The organism is Gulosibacter macacae (assembly GCF_003865375.1).
In the GTDB taxonomy this organism is placed as follows: domain Bacteria; phylum Actinomycetota; class Actinomycetes; order Actinomycetales; family Microbacteriaceae; genus Gulosibacter; species Gulosibacter macacae.
The window spans coordinates 30,496-48,102 of record NZ_RQVS01000001.1 but is presented as its reverse complement, the minus strand read 5'-3'; the positions used below and the strand labels follow the sequence as shown (position 1 = coordinate 48,102).

8 protein-coding genes are annotated in these 17,607 nt (G+C 64.1%); 2 read left to right on the top strand and 6 right to left on the bottom strand.

What is annotated here, in order from left to right; genetic code table 11:
• Positions 1-71: 71 nt before the first annotated feature.
• Positions 72-3,002 carry a UPF0182 family membrane protein gene (locus EG850_RS00190; protein ID WP_328588362.1) on the bottom strand — a complete coding sequence of 977 codons (2,931 nt, stop codon included), beginning with the start codon at positions 3,000-3,002 and terminating at the stop codon, positions 72-74.
• A gap of 147 nt (positions 3,003-3,149) precedes the next feature.
• Positions 3,150-4,364 carry a YlbL family protein gene (locus EG850_RS00185; protein ID WP_185714873.1) on the bottom strand — a complete coding sequence of 405 codons (1,215 nt, stop codon included), beginning with the start codon at positions 4,362-4,364 and terminating at the stop codon, positions 3,150-3,152.
• 136 nt (positions 4,365-4,500) lie between these two features.
• Between EG850_RS00185 and EG850_RS00180 the strand changes: the two genes are divergently transcribed.
• A complete protein-coding gene (locus tag EG850_RS00180) occupies positions 4,501-5,862 on the top strand; it encodes a zinc-dependent metalloprotease (protein WP_124968658.1) in 1,362 nt (453 codons plus the stop codon).
• An 885-nt stretch (positions 5,863-6,747) separates the two neighbouring features.
• On the opposite strand, the gene EG850_RS00175 is transcribed toward EG850_RS00180, so the two are convergent.
• Both EG850_RS00175 and nudC read right to left on the bottom strand, forming a co-directional pair.
• Entirely contained in the window at positions 6,748-8,535 is a 1,788-nt protein-coding gene (locus tag EG850_RS00175; protein WP_124968656.1) for an ATP-dependent helicase, read from the bottom strand.
• Entirely contained in the window at positions 8,516-9,484 is a 969-nt protein-coding gene (gene nudC / locus EG850_RS00170) for an NAD(+) diphosphatase (RefSeq protein WP_124968654.1), read from the bottom strand. Before nudC ends, EG850_RS00175 begins: the two co-directional genes overlap by 20 nt.
• 130 nt (positions 9,485-9,614) lie before the next feature.
• On the opposite strand from nudC, the gene EG850_RS00165 reads away from it, so the two are divergent.
• Positions 9,615-10,706, top strand: a complete 1,092-nt coding sequence (locus tag EG850_RS00165; RefSeq protein WP_124968652.1) for a phosphotransferase — start codon at positions 9,615-9,617, stop codon at positions 10,704-10,706.
• A gap of 83 nt (positions 10,707-10,789) precedes the next feature.
• Here the strand turns inward: EG850_RS00165 and EG850_RS00160 are convergent, their stop codons facing one another.
• Together EG850_RS00160 and EG850_RS00155 are read right to left on the bottom strand one after the other, a co-directional pair.
• The gene (locus EG850_RS00160) at positions 10,790-14,128 is read right to left on the bottom strand and encodes an ATP-dependent helicase (RefSeq protein ID WP_124968650.1); all 3,339 of its coding nucleotides are present in this window, start codon (positions 14,126-14,128) and stop codon (positions 10,790-10,792) included.
• Positions 14,125-17,526, bottom strand: coding sequence for a PD-(D/E)XK nuclease family protein (locus tag EG850_RS00155; RefSeq protein ID WP_124968648.1), 3,402 nt, complete (start codon positions 17,524-17,526; stop codon positions 14,125-14,127). The genes EG850_RS00160 and EG850_RS00155 overlap by 4 nt, the downstream gene beginning before the upstream one ends.
• Positions 17,527-17,607 lie beyond the last annotated feature (81 nt).

Below are 17,607 nucleotides of genomic sequence, written 5' to 3'. Positions count from 1 at the left end.
TCCCCACAAACAAGCGGCGGGCCAGCATCCGAAAATGCTGACCCGCCGCTCGAAACTACCAGCGCAGCCGGTTACGGCAGGCGCTTCTCCGCTTCTTCAGCACGCGCGAGCGCCTCGACCAAGCGCTGGTCGGCCTCAGCCGCAGCAACGAGGTCGTTCCGGGCATACGCGTTCGTGCGGTCGACGAGCGCGGCGGATGCATCCGAGAGCGCCTTCTCGAGGTCGGCACGCGCATCCCCGCTCGCCGCGGGCGGTGCGGGCTGCGTGGTCGGCGCGGGGGTCTCGGTCGCGGCCGGCGGCTCGGTCGGCGCCGGCGACTCAGCCGGGTCGGTCGCATCCGGCACCTCGACGTTCGGGTCGGTCGGCGGCGCATCCACATTCGAGTCGCCAGCCTCAGAACCCGAATCGCCACCAAAGAGCTTGTCGAGCGCCGCATCCAGCGTCTCTTCGAACGCGATCTTGTCACCAAACGCAACGAGCACGCGGCGCAGCAACGGGTAGCTCGTCTCACCGGTCGACTGCACGTAGACCGGCTGCACATAGAGGAAGCCCTCGCCCACCGGCAGCGTCAGCAAGTTGCCTCGCAGTACCTGCGTGCGGCCACCCTGCTCGAGCAAGTTGAGCTGGTTTGCGACCTCAGCGTTCGAGTTGAAGATGTTCTGCACCTGACCCGGACCATTCACCGAGTCGTTCTGAATTTGCAGCAGCGTCAGTGTGCCGTAGTCCTCGGCGACCTCACCCGCAACACTTCCGGCATTCGCATTTGCCGAGAGATAGCCGGTGAGCACGTTACGAGACTGCTCCCCCGCCCGCACATACGGGATGTAGGTCGAGTAGAGCGAGAACGCCGGCTCCTGGTCGGGCATCTGCATCGTCAGGTAGTACGGTGGCTGCAGTGCAGCCGAGCCATCCGCAGCCGACGAGGTCGGGTCGGAAGGCAGCTGCCAGGCGTTCGTCTGGTTGTAGTACTCCGCGGCGCTTGTGACGTGGTAGGTCGAGAGCACCTGGCGCTGCACCTTGAAGAGGTCTTCCGGGTAGCGCACGTGCGAGAGGAGGTCACCCGACATCTCCGAGACCGGCTTGAGCGTGCTCGGGAAGATCTTCTGCCAGGTCTGCAGCATCGGGTCTTCGGTGTCCCAGGCGTAAAGCGTGACCGATCCGTCGTAGGCGTCGACCGTGGCCTTCACCGAGTTACGGATGTAGTTCACACCCGCGGTCGGAATCGTCGGAGCCGGGGTGTTCGAGTCGGCCGCGGCCTGCGCAATCGAGGTCTGCGTTGAGTACGGGTACTTATCGGTCGTCGTGTAGCCATCAATGATCCACACGATGCGGCCGTCAACGACCGACGGGTACGGATCGGAGTCGATGGTGAGGTACGGGGCCGCTGCGGCAACGCGCTGCACCGGGTGGCGGTCGTAGAGAATCTGCGAGTGCTCGTTGACCGTGTCAGACAGCAGAATCTGCTCAGACTGGAACTTGATCGCGTAGACGAGGCGGTTGAAGAGGTTGCCGACCGAGGGACCACCATTGCCGTTGAAGGTGGTGTAGGTCTGCGAGGCACCATCGACACCTGACACGTGGTCAAACTCAACGTGCGTGCGGTCTTCGGGGCCACCGACAATCGAGTACGGCGGCGAGTTCTCACCGAAGTAGACGCGCGGCTCTTCGATCTCGATCGTGCCCTGCTGCGGCATACCGGATGCGAAGAAGAGCGGCTGGCCGTCGGGTCCACGCTGGTTGCCGTAGGCGGCAACCATGCCGTAACCGTGGGTGTAGACGGTCACCTGGTTGACCCACGATTGGGCATCGGCGCCGAGACCAGCGATGCGGATGTCGCGAACGGCGAGCACTGCATCCTGAGTCTGACCGTCGATGGTGTAGCGGTCGACGTCGAGCTCGGACGGGAAGGTGTAGTACGCCTTCTCCTGCTCGAACTGCGCGAAAGTCGGCGAGACGAGCGCGGGGTCGAGGATGCGGATCGACGCGGTCGTGTCAGCGTCGTTGCGCAGCTGGCCAGGTTCGGCGGTGGTGACACCCTGATAGGGCTTCACCTCGACATCGGCGATGTCGTAGGCCGTGCGGGTGGCATCGATGTTGTGCTGGATGTATTCGGTCTCGAGCGTCTGCTCGTTCGGCCCGACCTGGAAGGTCTGCACACCCCAGGGGTAGGCGGTGCCGACAACGAGGCCGACGACGACGAGGCCGGCGACACCGATGAGCGGGAGAGTCCAGCGTCCGGCGACTGCGGCAAAGAAGAAGAGGAGCGCGACGATCATTGCGGCGCCGGCGAGAATCGCGAGGCCCGGGATCGTGGCGTGAGTGTCGGTGTAGAGCGCACCGGCCCAGCGGCCGTTCGTCTGAGTCAGCGTCGCGTAGCGGTCGAACCAGAAGTTCACACCCTGCACGATGACGAACAGGCCCGCGAGCACGGCAACCATGATGCGCGATGACTTCGAAATGACGACTTCGCGACCGGTCACGCGGATGCCACCGTAGAGGTAGGCCGTTGCGGCCGCGACGATGAGGGCGACGATGAGCACGGCGCCGACGAAGGCGAGTAGGCCCCGCCAGAACGGCAGCTGGAAGACATAGAAGCCGATGTCCATGCCGAACACCGGGTCGGCCTGACCGAACGGCGTTGCGTTGAAGAACTGGAGCACGGTCGTCCAGCTATTCGACGTCGCCACACCCGCGAGCAGGGCCGGTAGCAGCGGCACGAGGATGAACACCACGCGACGCACGGGCTCGAGCAGCTTCTGATACTCCCCGAGCTGCTGCGAGAGCTTCGCGTAGACGGGGCGTGTGCGGTAGGCGATCTGCAGCACGACGAAGATCGGAATCGCCATCCCGAGGAAGCCGACGAGGAACATCACGGCGGTCGAGATCCACTGGGTGGCGAGCACGCTGAGGAACCCGAGCTGGTCGTACCAGAGCACATCGGCGTAGAACCCGGTGAAGGCAAAGAAGATCACCACGAGAGCCACGACGATCGCGAGCGTCACGATCAGTGGGCCGAATCTCCGCGGCGTCGCCGTTCCGGGAGGTGGTGCGGACGGATTCGGTGCTGCTGCGCTCACTGCGTTCCTGTCGTCAGAGTCATCATCGGTTCCGGTCGATCGAGTCTACCGGGGACGCCAGGGGTGCGAAGGCTAGGCCTGGGGCACGTTCGCCGCCAGCGCATCCGCGCAGGTGCGCAGATTCGGTGCATCCTCGCTCGCGTTCGTCTTCATGACGTTGACCGCTTCGGCAAGATCAGCGACGGCATAGACAGTGAGGTCACCGGGTACCCCGCCGTCGAGCGCCTCTCGGCAATTGGCTTCCGAGGCGATGAAATAGTCGGCGCCGATTTCGTTCGCAGCATAGAGCTTCTGGCGGATGCCGCCGATTGGCCCGACCTTGCCGTCAGCCGACATTGTGCCGGAGCCGGCCACGACATCTCCCCCGCCGAGGTCACCCGGTTCGAGCTTGTCGATGGTCGCGAGCGCGAACACGAGACCGGCACTCGGTCCGCCCACATCACCGAGCTGAATGTCGACATCGATCGGGAAGGCGAACTGCTCCTGCACCGACACGCCAAGGAGCGGTCGCTCGCCCTCATCGGTCGCTGTGAGTTTCGGGGTGATCGAGACGACCTGTTCAGTACCATCGCGGCGAATGGTGATGTCGACGGGTTCGGTCGGTAGCGTGATTGCTTGAATATCGGCGCGCGTCGACACCGGCGCCTCACCGTATTTGAGCAAGACATCGCCGACTTGCAAGAGGCCTGCGGAGGCGCCTTCGGAAGCGACGCTGCCAACAACCATCTCAGTGCCGACCTCGTAATCGAGGTAGCCGAGGGCCGCAGCGATGGCGGTGGCTTGCGAGTCCTGCATGAGTTGCGCGGTCTGCGCATCTCGGTCTTCTTTGGTGACGCCATCGGGGTAATACGCCTCGATCGGCAGCACGTCTTTTGACGGGCTGAGCCAGGCGATCGCGAGTTCCATCCAGCTCGGCTGATACTGCGGGGTGCCGGCGATGTTGACGGTCATTACGGTGAGTTCACCCGAGGTGACGTCGTAGCTCGTCGCCCCGTCGATATCGATGACGGGCACCTCTTCTTCATTGCCCTCGTCATCGCGCACGGTAGTCGTGTGCAGCGCATCGAACGCCGGGCCCGGCTGTCGAATCACATAGGGCGCCGGGGTAAAGGCGAGCACCAGCAGTACCGCAAGACCTGCGACAAGGATGCCCGTGCCAATTCGCGCGCGTCGGCGCACGGGATCAGCGCGGCGCGAATCTTCGTCGGCGCGTGCGGCCGCGAGGCGTTCTGAGGTGGTGCGAACCCACTCGGCGTCGTCGGAATCGGGCGTCGAGAAGAGGGTCACGTCGTGGCTTTCGGGTCGTACGGGTGGGCGAGAGATTTCCCGCATCCGCTGTGAGTGAACGAGTCGAAACTTGCGGCAGATGCACGGAGCGCCCTGGCTACTGTAGAACGACGCGCTGAGAACAGGAGCGACTCGAATGAGCGAGCACAACGGCCCCGAAGACGGTCTTCCCGAAGACGAGCTTCGTCGCATCCTCGAGCAATTGCTCGGCGGCGGCATGATCGACCCGAACCAACTCGCGGGTGTCGCGGGACTTCCGAGCGACCCGGCAGCACTGCAACGCCTGATGATGCAGATGCAACAGGCAATGAGCTCGCCAACCGAAGGCGTCAATTGGGATCTCGCCCGCGACGCCGCGCGCCAGGCCTCCGCCGCCAACCGCGAGGTCACCGAGGTCGAGGCGCAGCAATTCGCGCAGGCATTCAATGTGGCAGCCCTCTGGCTCAGCGAGGCTACGACCGTCGGCGACCTCACCGAAGCTGGCCGCACGCTCACCCGCCACGAGTGGATCGCGCAGACGCTGCCAGTGTGGACTGAAATGTGCACCCCGGTTGCGACGAGCATCTCTGGCGCGCTCGTGCAGATGCTCAGCGAGCAGGCGCCGAGTGAACTGCAAGATGTCGTGAGCCAGTCGATGCCGATGGTGAAGTCGATGGGTCAGACCATGTTTGCGATGCAGGTGGGCCAAACGATTGGCCAGCTCGCGAACGAGGTGCTCGCCGGCGGCGATATTGGGATGCCCGTACTCCCGACCGGACGCGCGGCGCTGCTGCCGCAGAATGTCGAGACCTTCGCGGAAGGGCTTGAACTCGACTTCGGCGAAGTGGTGCTCTGGTTCGCGGTGCGCGAGGTCGCGCATGCGCGGCTCTTCCAGCACGCGAAGTGGCTGCGCCTGCACCTCGAGAATTCCATCGCTGAGTTCGCGAGCGGAATTACCATCGACGCCGAACGCATTGAAGAGACAGTGCGCGATCTCGATATCGCGAACCCGGATGAGCTGCGTGCGGTGCTCGCCTCTGGCCAGCTCATCCCGCCGCGCACCCCCGAGCAGCAACTTGCGCTCGAGCGCCTCGAGACGATGATCGCGCTCATCGAGGGTTGGGTCGATGTCGTAACAACGGATGCGACGGCTCGCCTGCCGCACGCGAACGCCATTGCCGAGATGGTGCGTCGACGTCGTGCCACCGGTTCGCCGGCCGAGCGCGCGTTTGGGGCGCTCGTCGGACTCGAATTGCGACCGCGCCGACTGCGGGATGCTGCGGCGATGTGGCGCCTGGTCACCGACAAGCTCGGCGCGGATGCGCGTGACTCGCTGTGGGATCACCGCGATGCTGTGCCCAGTTCGGAAGACATCGATTCGCCGCAGGCACTCGTTGATCGCCTCGCGGGATCGGCTGATGAGCGGATGCTTGACGAAATCGACAGCGATCTGCAGCGTCTGCTCGATGACCCGTCGTCGTTCGGCAATGCGCCCGAGGGCGGGGAGCTGAAGCCGTAGGTGGTGCTTCGAGGGCCTCAGCACGCGCATCCGCGCTGGGGCCTTCACCCGCGCGCTGAGGTTCTCGAAGCGCGCAGCCCACCTGTGGATAGCGCCAGCGAACCAACCGCATTCCCAGGCACGATGCCCTCGTGCGCTATCGACTCCGTCCCGACCTCCCGATCACCTCACGCTCGCCGCAAGAACTCCGCTTGGGCGGGCTTCGCGCCCTCGCAACCCTGCCCGACACTCCCCTCGTCGAAATGTTCATCGCCTCGGCCAAGCTCGGCACTGACCGAGCCGAACTCAACCGGCTCGCGCGCGTCTATCGCAGCGTCTCCACCGGCGAGCGCGACGCCCTCATCGATGCACTCTTGGCCGCCTGCGAACCCATCCCTGACCGCGCCGCACCACGCCGCTCGGTACTCGTGCGCGCCACCACTGCATCCCGAAACTACGCAGAACTCGTCGCCCGCGAGCTCGCCCGCCGCGGCCACAGTGCGGCACTCGCGCCGGCGACGGCAACGGTCACTGACGCATCCGGTATCAACTTCGTGATTGACGTCGCCGATCACGTCCTCACCGCAGCGCGCTACCTCCCGCTCGTCTCGGCCGAGCTTCCGCACCTCGCGATCGTCCGCGAAGCGGGCGCGCACCGCATCGGCCCACTCGTCGTGAGCGGTTCGACACCATGCCTGAGGTGCGACGACCTCGCCCGACAAGAGGCCGACTCCGCTTGGCTTGCCGTCGCGGTCCAGCTCGCTTCAGCCCCACCGCCAGCGCACGACGCCAACTTGGCATGGTGCTCGGCACTCCACGTCGGGATGCTCGCATCAAGGTTCCTCGAATCCAGCGCAGATGCCTCCGCCGCACTGCAGCATCCGCTCGCGGGCTGGGCGTGGGTGCTCAGGGATTCTGGCGAGCTGCAGCAGGTGCCGTGTGAATACCACGCCGGATGCGGTTGCCAAGCTCTGCCAGGAAGCGTGACGGTGCTGCCTCAGCGGAGTCACGCCAGCCAGCCCGCGACCACGACAGATGCAGCTCTCGCCGCGCTCGGGTAATGGCCACGTAGAGGAGGCGGCGTTCTTCGTCGAGTTGCGGTTCCGAAACCGCCTGCACGATGGGGACTCGTCCCTCACTCAGCCCCGCCACGAACACCCGATCCCATTCGAGACCCTTCGCCGAGTGCATGGTCGCAACGGTGACGGCGTCGAGTGCCGGCTCGTGTTGTAGCTTTGCGCGCAGGGTGAGTTCGGCGGAGAACTCTGCCAGCGAGGTGCCGGGAGGCGTCGCTTCGGCAAGGCGCATGATCGCGTCGAGCGAGCGCCAGGCATCGAGCAATTCCCCGGGTTCGGCAGGTGGTTCAACCGAGTAGCCGCGATCGCGCAGCACATCGGAGACCGCTTGGAATAGCGGCCGGTCGCCGTGCCCCGCGATGACCGCAGCATTGCATCCGGCCACCGCTGCCCGCACTTCCGGTCGCTGAAAGAAGGGCCTGCCGCCGGCGATGCGATAGGGCACCCCAGCATCCTGCAGCGCGCGTTCAATTGCGGCAGTCTGCGCGTTCGTGCGCACGAGCACGGCGATCTCGGCGGCCGACTCCCCCGCCGCGACCGCTTGAGCCGCACGCCGGGCAATCGCGCGGGCTTCCACCATCTCGTCGGCGAACTCATCCAAGTCAGGCACCGCCGGGCGCCGCGCGGGCGCATCCTCGCTCGCGGTCTCAGCGGCGACGAGCGAAATCGCGCCCTGGATGCGTGCGGCAAGTGCGTTCGCGACGCCCAGAATCGGCACGCTCGAGCGGTAGTTTTCGTCGAGACGGACGGTGCGTGCATCCGGGTATTCGCGATCGAAGTCGATGAGGAAGCTACTCGAGGCGCCCGTGAACGAGAAAATCGTCTGCGCCGGGTCGCCGACCACACAGAGTTCGCGGCGATTACCGAGCCAGAGGCGCAAGAGCTTGTGCTGCAGCGGCGAGACGTCCTGGTATTCGTCAACAACGAGGAAGCGGTATTGCTCGCGCACCTGTTGCGTGATCCAGGTTTCGGTTTCGAGCATGCCCGCAGTGGCCAGCAGCACGTCTTCGAAGTCGATGATGCGGCGCTCGTCTTTGATGACCTCATAGGCATCGTGCAGATCGATGGCCTGGTTCGCGCTCAGGCGCGCCGGCGGCTGCATTTCGCCGCGCTCGAGCCTCGCAGCGTAGTCGTCGAGCCGCAGCTCGGCGGTCTTCCGCCATTCGATGGTTTCAGCAACTGCGCGTACGCCCACCGGGTCGAGCCGGGTGCCAACGCGCTCGGCTGCCTCGGCAACGAAGCGTGACTTCGAGGCCACTACCCGCGGCGGCTCGCCGCCAACGACGTGCGGCCAGAAATAGGTGAGCTGGCGCAGCGCTGCGGCGTGAAACGTGCGCGCCTGCACCGTCGGCACCTTGAGCGCCGCCAAGCGGCCACGCAATTCGCCAGCGGCCCGGTTGGTGAAGGTGAGGGCGAGCACGCGATCAGGATCGTACACACCCGACCGCACCCCGTACGCAATGCGGTGTGTGATCGTGCGGGTCTTGCCGGTGCCAGGGCCCGCGAGAATGCGCACCGGGCCAACGAGCGCGAGTGCCGCTTCGCGCTGACTCGGGTTGAGGTCGGCAATAAGTCGCGAGGCGGAATCGGCGTCGGGCTCAGCCGATCGGTCCGCCATACCAATCCTCAATGATGACGCGGGCGATTGAGGTCGGTCCCGGCAGGAGTTCGGGTGATGCCGCGATTTCTTCGCGGGTAAACCAGCGCACCTCGGCGATTTCTTCGCCGTCGGGCACAACACTGTCGGGGTCTTGCTCGGGTGCCAGACGCGCGGTCATGCCCACCATGAGGCTCGCGGGAAACGGCCACGGCTGTGAGGCGAGGTAGCGCGGCTCGACAATGCGGGCGCCGCCTTCTTCGAACACTTCGCGGGCAGCGGCCTGCTCGAATGATTCACCGGGCTCGACGAAGCCGGCGAGCAGTGAAAAGCGTCGCGGCCGCCAGTTCACATTGGCCCCGAGGAGGATGCGGTCATTCCCGTCGATGACCGCGACGATGACCGCGGTGTCGGTGCGTGGAAACACGGGCTTCCCTGATTCCCGGCCGCGCAACACCCAACCGCCTTCGGCAGATTCGAGCGGTTCGCCGGTGAGCGGTGAGTAGCGATGCGCGCGGTGGAAATTGCGCAGGGCGAGCGCTTCGGTGAAGAGCCCCGCGTCGAGCGCATCGAGGCTGAGCGCGACTTCGGTGAGCTGTGCCCAGCGGGTCTGGTCGGGCTCGAGTTCGTTCGCTTCGAAGTCGTCGAGTTGCACGGCGACAACCGGAGTTCCCACCGGATCGATACGCCCGCCGGGGTTGCGTCGCTCATCCAGCGTGCGGCCGAGGTAGAGCGGCTCGCTATGCGCCGGCAGGTGCGCCGGTGTGCGCAGATCGAGGATGCGTTCGCCCCGATCGTTCGCCGGGCCGAGCAGTGCATTATCTCGGTGTTGCAGAAGCACGCGCGTGCCCTCGTAATCGAGGAGTGATTCGAGCAGTCCTTCGTCGCGGCGCCGAGCGTCGTCTCGGTCGACCCGCGTGCGGGCGAGCGGCAGACGATCGGTGAGCGGGGCGCGGTCGTGATCATGCATAGCGAAATCCATCCTAGGAGGCCTCCGTGTTGCGGTCTCGGTGCGCAACCGGGCGCATCCTGCATGGTCGAGTCGCGCCGGGCGGCGCGGCAGCCGCGCGGTCGGCGACTGTGCTCGTAGTCTGGCCGACATGGGTGTGCAGTTCCTTGAGCTAGCGAGTGTCGCGACCGTCGCCGTGCCTGATCTCAATGTGGTTGGGGGCACTGGCTGGACGACGGGTGCCACCGGCGACTACGACGCGGCGCTGCTGCGCACTGGTGATGGTGTGACGATGATTGCCCGTCGCCCACGTTCTGAGGCTGCCGCCGGTGAGCAGCGCGCCCAGGCGGCTGCGCTTGAGGCGATGACTGCGGGTGTTCGTTCGCGTTTGCCGTTTGCGATCCCTTCGCTGCTCGGCCAGTACACGGGCCGCGACACGCAATTGGCGGTGTTTGCGTTCATCCCTGGGCGCACGTGCGAGGCCGTGGAGCTCGAGCATGATTCGCTGCTCGTTGCCGAGATTGGTCGTGCGATTGGGGCAATTCACGCGCTGCCGAAGAGTGTGGTGGCGGATGCTGGGCTTCCGGTTATCGAGGCCGAGGAGTCTCGTGCGGCGACCGAGAAGCTCATTGATCGCGCGATCGCCACTGGCCGTCTCCCCGCGCCACTTGCCGAGCGTTGGGAAGCGGCGATTGTTGATGATTCGCTTTGGGAGTTCTCCCCTTCGGTGATTCACGGGTCGCTTGAGCGTCGCTCGTTCGTGACGAACGGTGCGGGTGTCGTTGGTGTGCTCGGTTGGAGCGATCTGCGCATTGGTGATCCGGCGCAGGATATGCGTTGGGTGCAGACGCTGGATGCGGCGGTCATGCGCGCGATTCTTGATGAGTACACGGATGCACGTGGTGCGTCGGTTGACCGGCAGTTGCGTCAGCGCGCGACGCTCTATGCCGAGCTTGAGGTGGCGCGCTGGTTGTTGCACGGCGTCGAGACTGGTGACGAGACGATCATTGCGGATGCTGAGCAGCTGCTCGATGGGCTCGTCACGCGTCTGCGTGGCCTCGGTCAATCGGAGTTGCGTCACGAGACGCTGCCGGTGCTTGATGTGATCGAGGTGCAGGAATTGCTTGCCGAGGCGAGCACGAAGGCAATGCACCACCAGTCAACGTTGCCGCGGCGCGGCACGCCTGGTGAGACCGGGGCGATCGACCTCGAACTCGACGACAACGACGAGCCGCAGCGCTAATCCGCGCCTCGCTGCGCCCTGCACCACCGCTCGCTGAGGCTCTCGAAGCGTGCACCTTCACCGCTTCGCGAGCCTCAGCACCCTCACGCTCGCCGCGCCGTTTCCCTGGCGGCGTCGAGCAATGCCAGGAGTTCTTGCTTCGGCGTGATCTCGGTGATCGAGATTTCCTCGTCGGCACCGACGTAGTAGAGCGTGGCCCGGATGCGGTCGAGTGGCACCTGGTAGCTCTCGGCGTACGCGTGGGCGTAGAGCATGAGCTGGAGTTCGCGTCCGGCACGCGCTTCCTGTGTGCGGGGTGGTTTTCCGGTCTTCCAGTCAACGATCTCAACTTCGTCGGTGTCGTTGTCGCGGTAGACCGCGTCGAGCTTGCCAACGACTGTGGCGTCGCCGAGGGGAACGTCGATCGGCAGTTCGACCGCGATTGGCGTTTTCTTCTCGGGCGCGAATCGCGATTTCAAGAAGGTCGCCTTAAGCGTGTCGAGGTGAGCGCGGTCGTCGGCCGTTGCCCGAGCGAGTCCCTGATCGACGAGATCGGCGTCTTCGAGTTCGAGCCCGTCAAGATAGGCGGCGCCCGCACTGAGATCGGTAAACAGCGACTCAACCCAATTGTGAAACAGGTTGCCGATGAGCGTCGCCGCAAAGGGCTCTTGCGGCATCGGCCGGGCGGCGTTGCGCGCAATCTTCACCGGGTCATCGAGCAGGTCGTGGAAGTACGACGCACCGAATCGCTCGGGAACAGCGAGCACACGCGATTCTCGCTGTGCCGCGCGCTCAGCGATGAGCAGATCAATGAGCGCGTCAAAACGAGTCTGGTTCGGCTCCTCGCTTTCGTCTACCAATGACGTGACTTGATCGGCAATTTCAAGGTTGCGGCTGAGTGCCGACTTGCTCATGGTGGGCCGGGGCCAACTCATGCGCAGATTTCGATCATTCGGATTCACGTTGAGTGCGCCATCGATTTCCTTACGGAGACCTTCGTCATCAAACTTGTTTGAGTTGATCGGTTCGTCATCAAAGTGTGTGTACGGTTCGCAACCCGGTGGCACCTCGATCGTGAGTTCTCCCACCATGTCTCGGTGGAACTCGGAGGGCCAGCGCGGCTTGGTGAGTTGCCGATGCCAACGACTCGACGTGAGCATGACGCCGCGTTTGGCACGGGTCACCGCCACGTAGGCGAGTCGACGCGTCTCTTGCACGAGTCGCAGGTGCTCGCGCTCGTAAAACTTCGACTCGGTCGCTTCGTCTTCCTTCGGTGGTTTCGAGGGTTTGATCAGTTCCGAGACGAGTTCCTTGGTCGTCGTGATTGATCGCCAGTCGAGTTGCGGCAAATCGGCGGCGTCACGCCGCAATTCATACGGAAGTGTTGCGCTCGCAAACCACCCCTTGCTCGTTCGCACGTTCGGCATGACGTCGGTGTTGAGGAGCGGGACCACGACGTAGTCCCATTCCAGGCCCTTGGACGAGTGCATGGTGGTGAGTTGCACGACGCCTTGCGTTGCGGTGACCTCATCGACTTGTTCGAGTTTGTCGTCGGTTTCAGCGAGGTCAAGCCACTCGAGAAACTCATTGAGGTCGGCACCAGGATTCGAGGTGACGTAGCCCCGAATCGCGTCAAGGTACGCATCCAGGTTCGACCGACGAACTGGGTTACGCGGATTCGCTACGGTTTCGAGATCGAGCCGAGTGCGTCGAATTGCAGCTTCTGCGAGGTCGACGAGCGGCAACGAGAGCCGAGCACGCAAATCATGCAGCGTTGCAGCGAGGTCGGCCATGCGAGCCAAGCCTTCGCCGCTGATCTGCGTTCTCTCGAGACGGTCGGCGTCGCTCGTGCGGATGTATTCGAGCGCTTCTGCGAGCGACTGGATTTCGTCGCTCCCCTGTGGCTGATTCCGAATCGAGCGCTGCAGTTCGGGGCTCATTGGCCCGAGCTCGGCATCGCGCTGGCCGAGCCATCGTGCGAGCCCGTGCAACCCAACGATGTCGGCAACACCGACTTCATAGTGCGCACCGGCAAGGAGCCGGATGATTTCGCTCCCCGCATGTTCGTCAGCTGCCGCCCGGAGCACCGCGTTGAGATCGGCAATTTCCGGCGTCGACAGCAGCCCACCGAGCCCGAGCACTCGATGCGGCACCTCGCGCTCGCGCAAGGCTTCGGCAATCTTCGCCATGTGACTCCGATTGCGCACGAGCACGGCACCTGTTTGCTCAGCACCGTCGCCAGCAGCAACGAACCGCTCATGAAGCCACTCGGCAATGGCGGTGGCTTCGTCTTCATCACTGAGATAGAACCCGGATGCTACTTCTCCCCTGCCTGCCCCCGGTCGCGCGCGCAAGGCGGTTGCGCCCCGCGACTCGGGGAGTTCGGCGGCCACCCGATTCGCCGCCGCGAGTATGTCAATGTCGTTTCGCCAGGACACCGAGAGTTCGTACGGTGCGCCTTGCGCGCCAAAGTCGCGCGCAAACCTCGACATATTTGCCGCGCTTGCCCCGCGCCATCCATAGATCGACTGTTTCGGATCACCGACAGCCATGACCGCAGTCCGCCGAAACAGGGCAGCCAAGAGCGCCGTTTGAGCGACCGAGGTGTCCTGGTACTCATCGAGAATGACGACGCGTGCACGCGCTCGAATCTCCGCGATGACGGCTGGATCTTGTTCGACAATCTCGGCCGCGGTGGCAACCTGGTCACTGAATTCAACAAACCCTCGCTCACGCTTGCGTCGTTGGAATTCATCGGCAAGGTTCGCATAGGTGCGCGTCCGTCGAACCGTGTCTATGAGTTTCTGCAGCTCCTGGGTCGTGGTTCCCCCCAATGAGTCGATGTGGCTGTCGAACTCAGCAATGAAGTCGACGATGTCTCGCCCGACGAGACCGTTTTCGCGCATTGCGTGGGCAAAGGAGAGCGCTGATTTCGCTACGGAACCAACGCTCGTGCTGGTTCCATCCCGGAGCCCTTCGTCGTCGCTTTCAAGCACGACAGTGCGCATGAGGCCGTGTGCACCCGGATCGTCGAGCAGGGTGGCATCTGGCTCTCGACCCACGAGCAAGGCATATTGCGAGTAGATGGCGTTTGCGAAGGAGTTATAGGTCGAGACTTCGGGCATATCGAATTCGTCGAGTTGTACGAGTCCCGCCGCCCGAAGTTGACCAATGCCGAGTTCAATTCGCTCGCGGAGTTCACCAGCAGCCTTGCGAGTAAAGGTCAGCCCCAAGATCTCGTGGGGCTTGGCAAGACCATTCGCGATGAGCCAGAGAATGCGCACCATCATCGTCTGCGTCTTACCGCTTCCAGCACCCGCAACCACGAGAGCCGGCTCAAGTGGCGACTCGATGATGCGCCGCTGTTCCTCGGTCGGCAATTGGATTTCTTTGTCGGGCTTGGCAATCGCCCGGGCAATGTCTTCGTGCGTTACTCGAGTCATTCGGTCACCTCGGAAATGGTGTGGATGTAGCAAGCCTTCTTGTGGTCACAATGCGTGTCGATACTCGCCGAATAGCTCGGCGGCGCCGAGAACTCGACTTCGTCACCGGCCACTGGAACACCGGCTTGGCCGAGCGCGATGAGTGCGAAGGCACGCCGTTGATTGGCCAACTCAATATCGTCATGTACGGGTTGCAAGACGACTCGATAGGGTTTCTTCGCGGCACCCCGTCCGGAAGGTTTCTCGGGATACACAAGTGCCGCACCTTCGAGTTGCTCAACACTCGTGTCAATACCGATCGGCTCAAACGCACCTGCTTGGTAGGCCAATTGATATGCAGTGAGCTGCCCGTGATCGACAACTTCCTTCGCGCTTGGAGTCGATTCACCTGACTTGAAATCGATAATGCGCAGGCCACCCTCAACGCGTTCAATGCGGTCGATGCGTCCTCGCACTTCAACCGTCACATCAACAACACCATCAGAATCCGCTTCGATAGTTTCGTCATCTGCACCCAATTCGCGAATGGGCTCGTCAAAGGAAAACGCGATCTTCGCCTCATTTGCGACGCCTTCAGCTCCGGAACCGTGCAAGTATTCCCAGAGCGATCGGGTCGCTACTTGGATGCGACGACGCTGAACGTCTTGGATCCATGGGGCATCGAATTGCAATTGGGCAAATTCGGCGTCCGCAAAGGCGAGCATCGCATCCAATGAATCGAAGCCGGGCCCGTGTTCCGCCACCGAGTGAAGTAGCGTGCCGAACGCCTGTGCCTCGGATGCGACGCCACCTGCGTATGACTCGATAAACCAGTTGAGTTCGCATTCGACGAAGTACTTGATGCCTGAAGGTGCCAGGCTGAGTTTGAGTGCGCCCTGCTCCGGCGTGACGAGCGGTGCGACCGTTGATGGTCCGCGAATGCCAAACCAGTGCCCGGGCGAAGCTCCCACGACGCCGCTGCGCGCAAGGCGCGCTAACGCAGCAACGACCTCCTCATCGTCGGATGCATCCCGAGCAGTGATCGTTCGCCGCAACTCAGCAGCGAGCCCGGGCAGTGTCACCTGACCGTACCCGAGGGCATCAGCATCACCGACGGCGAAGTGTTTCGCTAGCTCGGGTAGCCCGAGCCAGCGCAGGTAGGGCGAGGGCTGGGTGGTGTCGTCGGCCACCGCGGTGACCAGCAGGCGGCGACTGGCTCGCGAAAGCGATGCCACCAGCATCCTCGATTCGTCATCGAGCACTTCTTGGCGCCGATTAATAATCGATCTGGGCGTCTCATTTCGGAGCGCTTCGTCGAGGCGTCCGGCTCCGAGCAAGGTGTCGCGCACGCGCAGATTTGGCCAAGCACCCTCATTGACGCCGACGAGCACGACCACCCGCCACTCGCCACCGACGGCTCCGGCCGGAGTCGTGAGTGTCACCGCATCGGCGGCAGCCCGGGCACCGAGCGAGTCGTCAACGACCGAGTCGCGACGCCACTCTTCGAGAAACGATGCGAGCGAGCCACGAGGCTCACGCTCGACGAACCGCTTCGCCCGGTCAAACAACACCACGAGCGCGTCAAGTCGCCGATTCATCTCGGCAGCCCCGGGGCCGCCCGCCAACGCAATACGTTGCCATTCATCGGCCCGACGCTGGTCGCGCCAAGCTTCGTAGAGCGCGGTGTCGATTGGATCGGCCACGGCAAGACGCGCACGCATGCGACGCAAGGTGTCGACAAGTGCTCGAAATGCCCGTGCGGCGTGCGGGCGTGCCGATGCACCTAGTTTGTCGACCACATCGCTACCGACCGGGTCGCGATGCCCTTCGACTTCCGCCACGAGCGTGTCGACGAGGATGCGTACTCCCGCGCGCGCATGCGGCTTGTCGTCATCACGCGGGCGCCCCTGAGCAACTTGGGCTTCGGCAAGCTGGGCTTCGGCAAGGAACGCGCCGCGACGTAGTCGGCGGAATTCAAGTGGGTCGACGCCAAACAGTGGTGCTGCGAGGATGCGCTGCAGTGCCGCAGCATCGACCGAGTGAGCGTCGAGCACGGTCGCCGCGGCAAGATCGCCAAGTTCGAGAATCGCGCGCACCGTTGCATCATCAGCCGCGGCGAGCGGCGTCGACGATGAAGTCGGCACGGTGGCACGGTCGAATGCTCGAGCGAGTTCGGGAAGGCGCGAACCCGTACGCGCAATCACCGCCATCTCTCGCCAGGGCACCTGTTCGGTGAGGTGCAGCCGCCGCAAGTAGCCAATCGCCAGTTCAGTTTCATCGGTCACGGAGCCACACACGCGCATTGCTGCTGCGGGAAGTTCGGACGCCGATGAAGTGTCAGCGGTAGCTTGCGCTGCCCGCTGCCGCCCCTCTCCCCGCACACCAATGCGTGCCGAGGCCTCAGCCACAGCTGTGCGAATCTCTGGCCCGTGACGGTGCACCTGGCCAAGCATGACGCGCTCGGGTTCCGTCTCCCCCGCATCCCGCCAATTCGTGGCGAACTCAGCTCGACCGCCGTGAAAAGCACCAGTCGCAAGATCGGGGTCACCGAAGGTCACGACTTGAACGCCTCGACGCTCAAAGGCCCGAATCAAGCGCCTCGCCGGCTCGGTGAGTTCTTGTGCATCGTCGACGACGATGAGTTCGACCTCGTCGAGCGCTCGACGCGACAGTCCGTCGCGAGCCCCGAGCATCCTCGCCGCGAGCGCGAGCACGGTCGGCGTATCGAACACACCGTCATAGGCCGCGTCAAGCACGTCTTCGTAGTCGGCGGCCACCACCGCGGCTCCAGCCCAGAGCGCTCGGTGCCGCTCGCCCGCTGGCGCCTCAGTGCCAGCGGGCACCGCGAGATCACGCAATTGTTCCGGCGACACCTCAAGTTCAGCCATCGCCGCAAGCAGCGCCCGAAGTTCATCACGGAAGCCGCGCAGCCGGAGCGTTTCGGGGTCTAGCCAATCAGGCCACTCGGCGCTGGCGCGTCGATTCGCAATCGAACCAGCTGGGTCAATCGATCCCTCGAGCAAATCGGCGAGAATCGCATCCTGTTGCGAGCCGGTGAGGAGCTTCGGGGCGCTTTCGCCGTTCCGTGCACGCTCATCGGCGACGATTTCCAACGCGACCGATGGTGCAGTGCGTCCCAGCGTTGAGCCGCGCATCGCCACCCGCAGTCGACCGGCGAGGCGGTTACGCAGCGACGCGGCAAGCTGTCGATTTGCCGCAATCGCCAGGATGGACTCGGGCGCAGCCCCAGCATCAACGCGCGCAGCAATGAACTCAACCAGTGCCGTCGACTTGCCGCTCCCCGGTGCCCCGATCACGGCGAAGGAGTCGCGCTTCGCGGCATGGGCACGCTCAACGACCGCCTGTTGCGCCGCATCAAGGCGCACGACGGGCTCGGAAAACGCATGCTGTTCGCTCATGGCACCAAGCTATCGGCACCCTCCGACACTTCCTCCGACTTCGGTCGGTCTACGCTGGTTTCGACTTGTTTCCCACCGAAA

Coding starts and splice junctions, on each gene's coding strand:
- EG850_RS00155 (WP_124968648.1), bottom strand. CDS start 17,526: ATGAGCGAACAGCATGCGTTTTCCGAGCCCGTCGTGCGCCTTGATGCG.
- EG850_RS00180 (WP_124968658.1), top strand. CDS start 4,501: ATGAGCGAGCACAACGGCCCCGAAGACGGTCTTCCCGAAGACGAGCTT.
- EG850_RS00160 (WP_124968650.1), bottom strand. CDS start 14,128: ATGACTCGAGTAACGCACGAAGACATTGCCCGGGCGATTGCCAAGCCC.
- nudC (WP_124968654.1), bottom strand. CDS start 9,484: ATGCATGATCACGACCGCGCCCCGCTCACCGATCGTCTGCCGCTCGCC.
- EG850_RS00175 (WP_124968656.1), bottom strand. CDS start 8,535: ATGGCGGACCGATCGGCTGAGCCCGACGCCGATTCCGCCTCGCGACTT.
- EG850_RS00165 (WP_124968652.1), top strand. CDS start 9,615: ATGGGTGTGCAGTTCCTTGAGCTAGCGAGTGTCGCGACCGTCGCCGTG.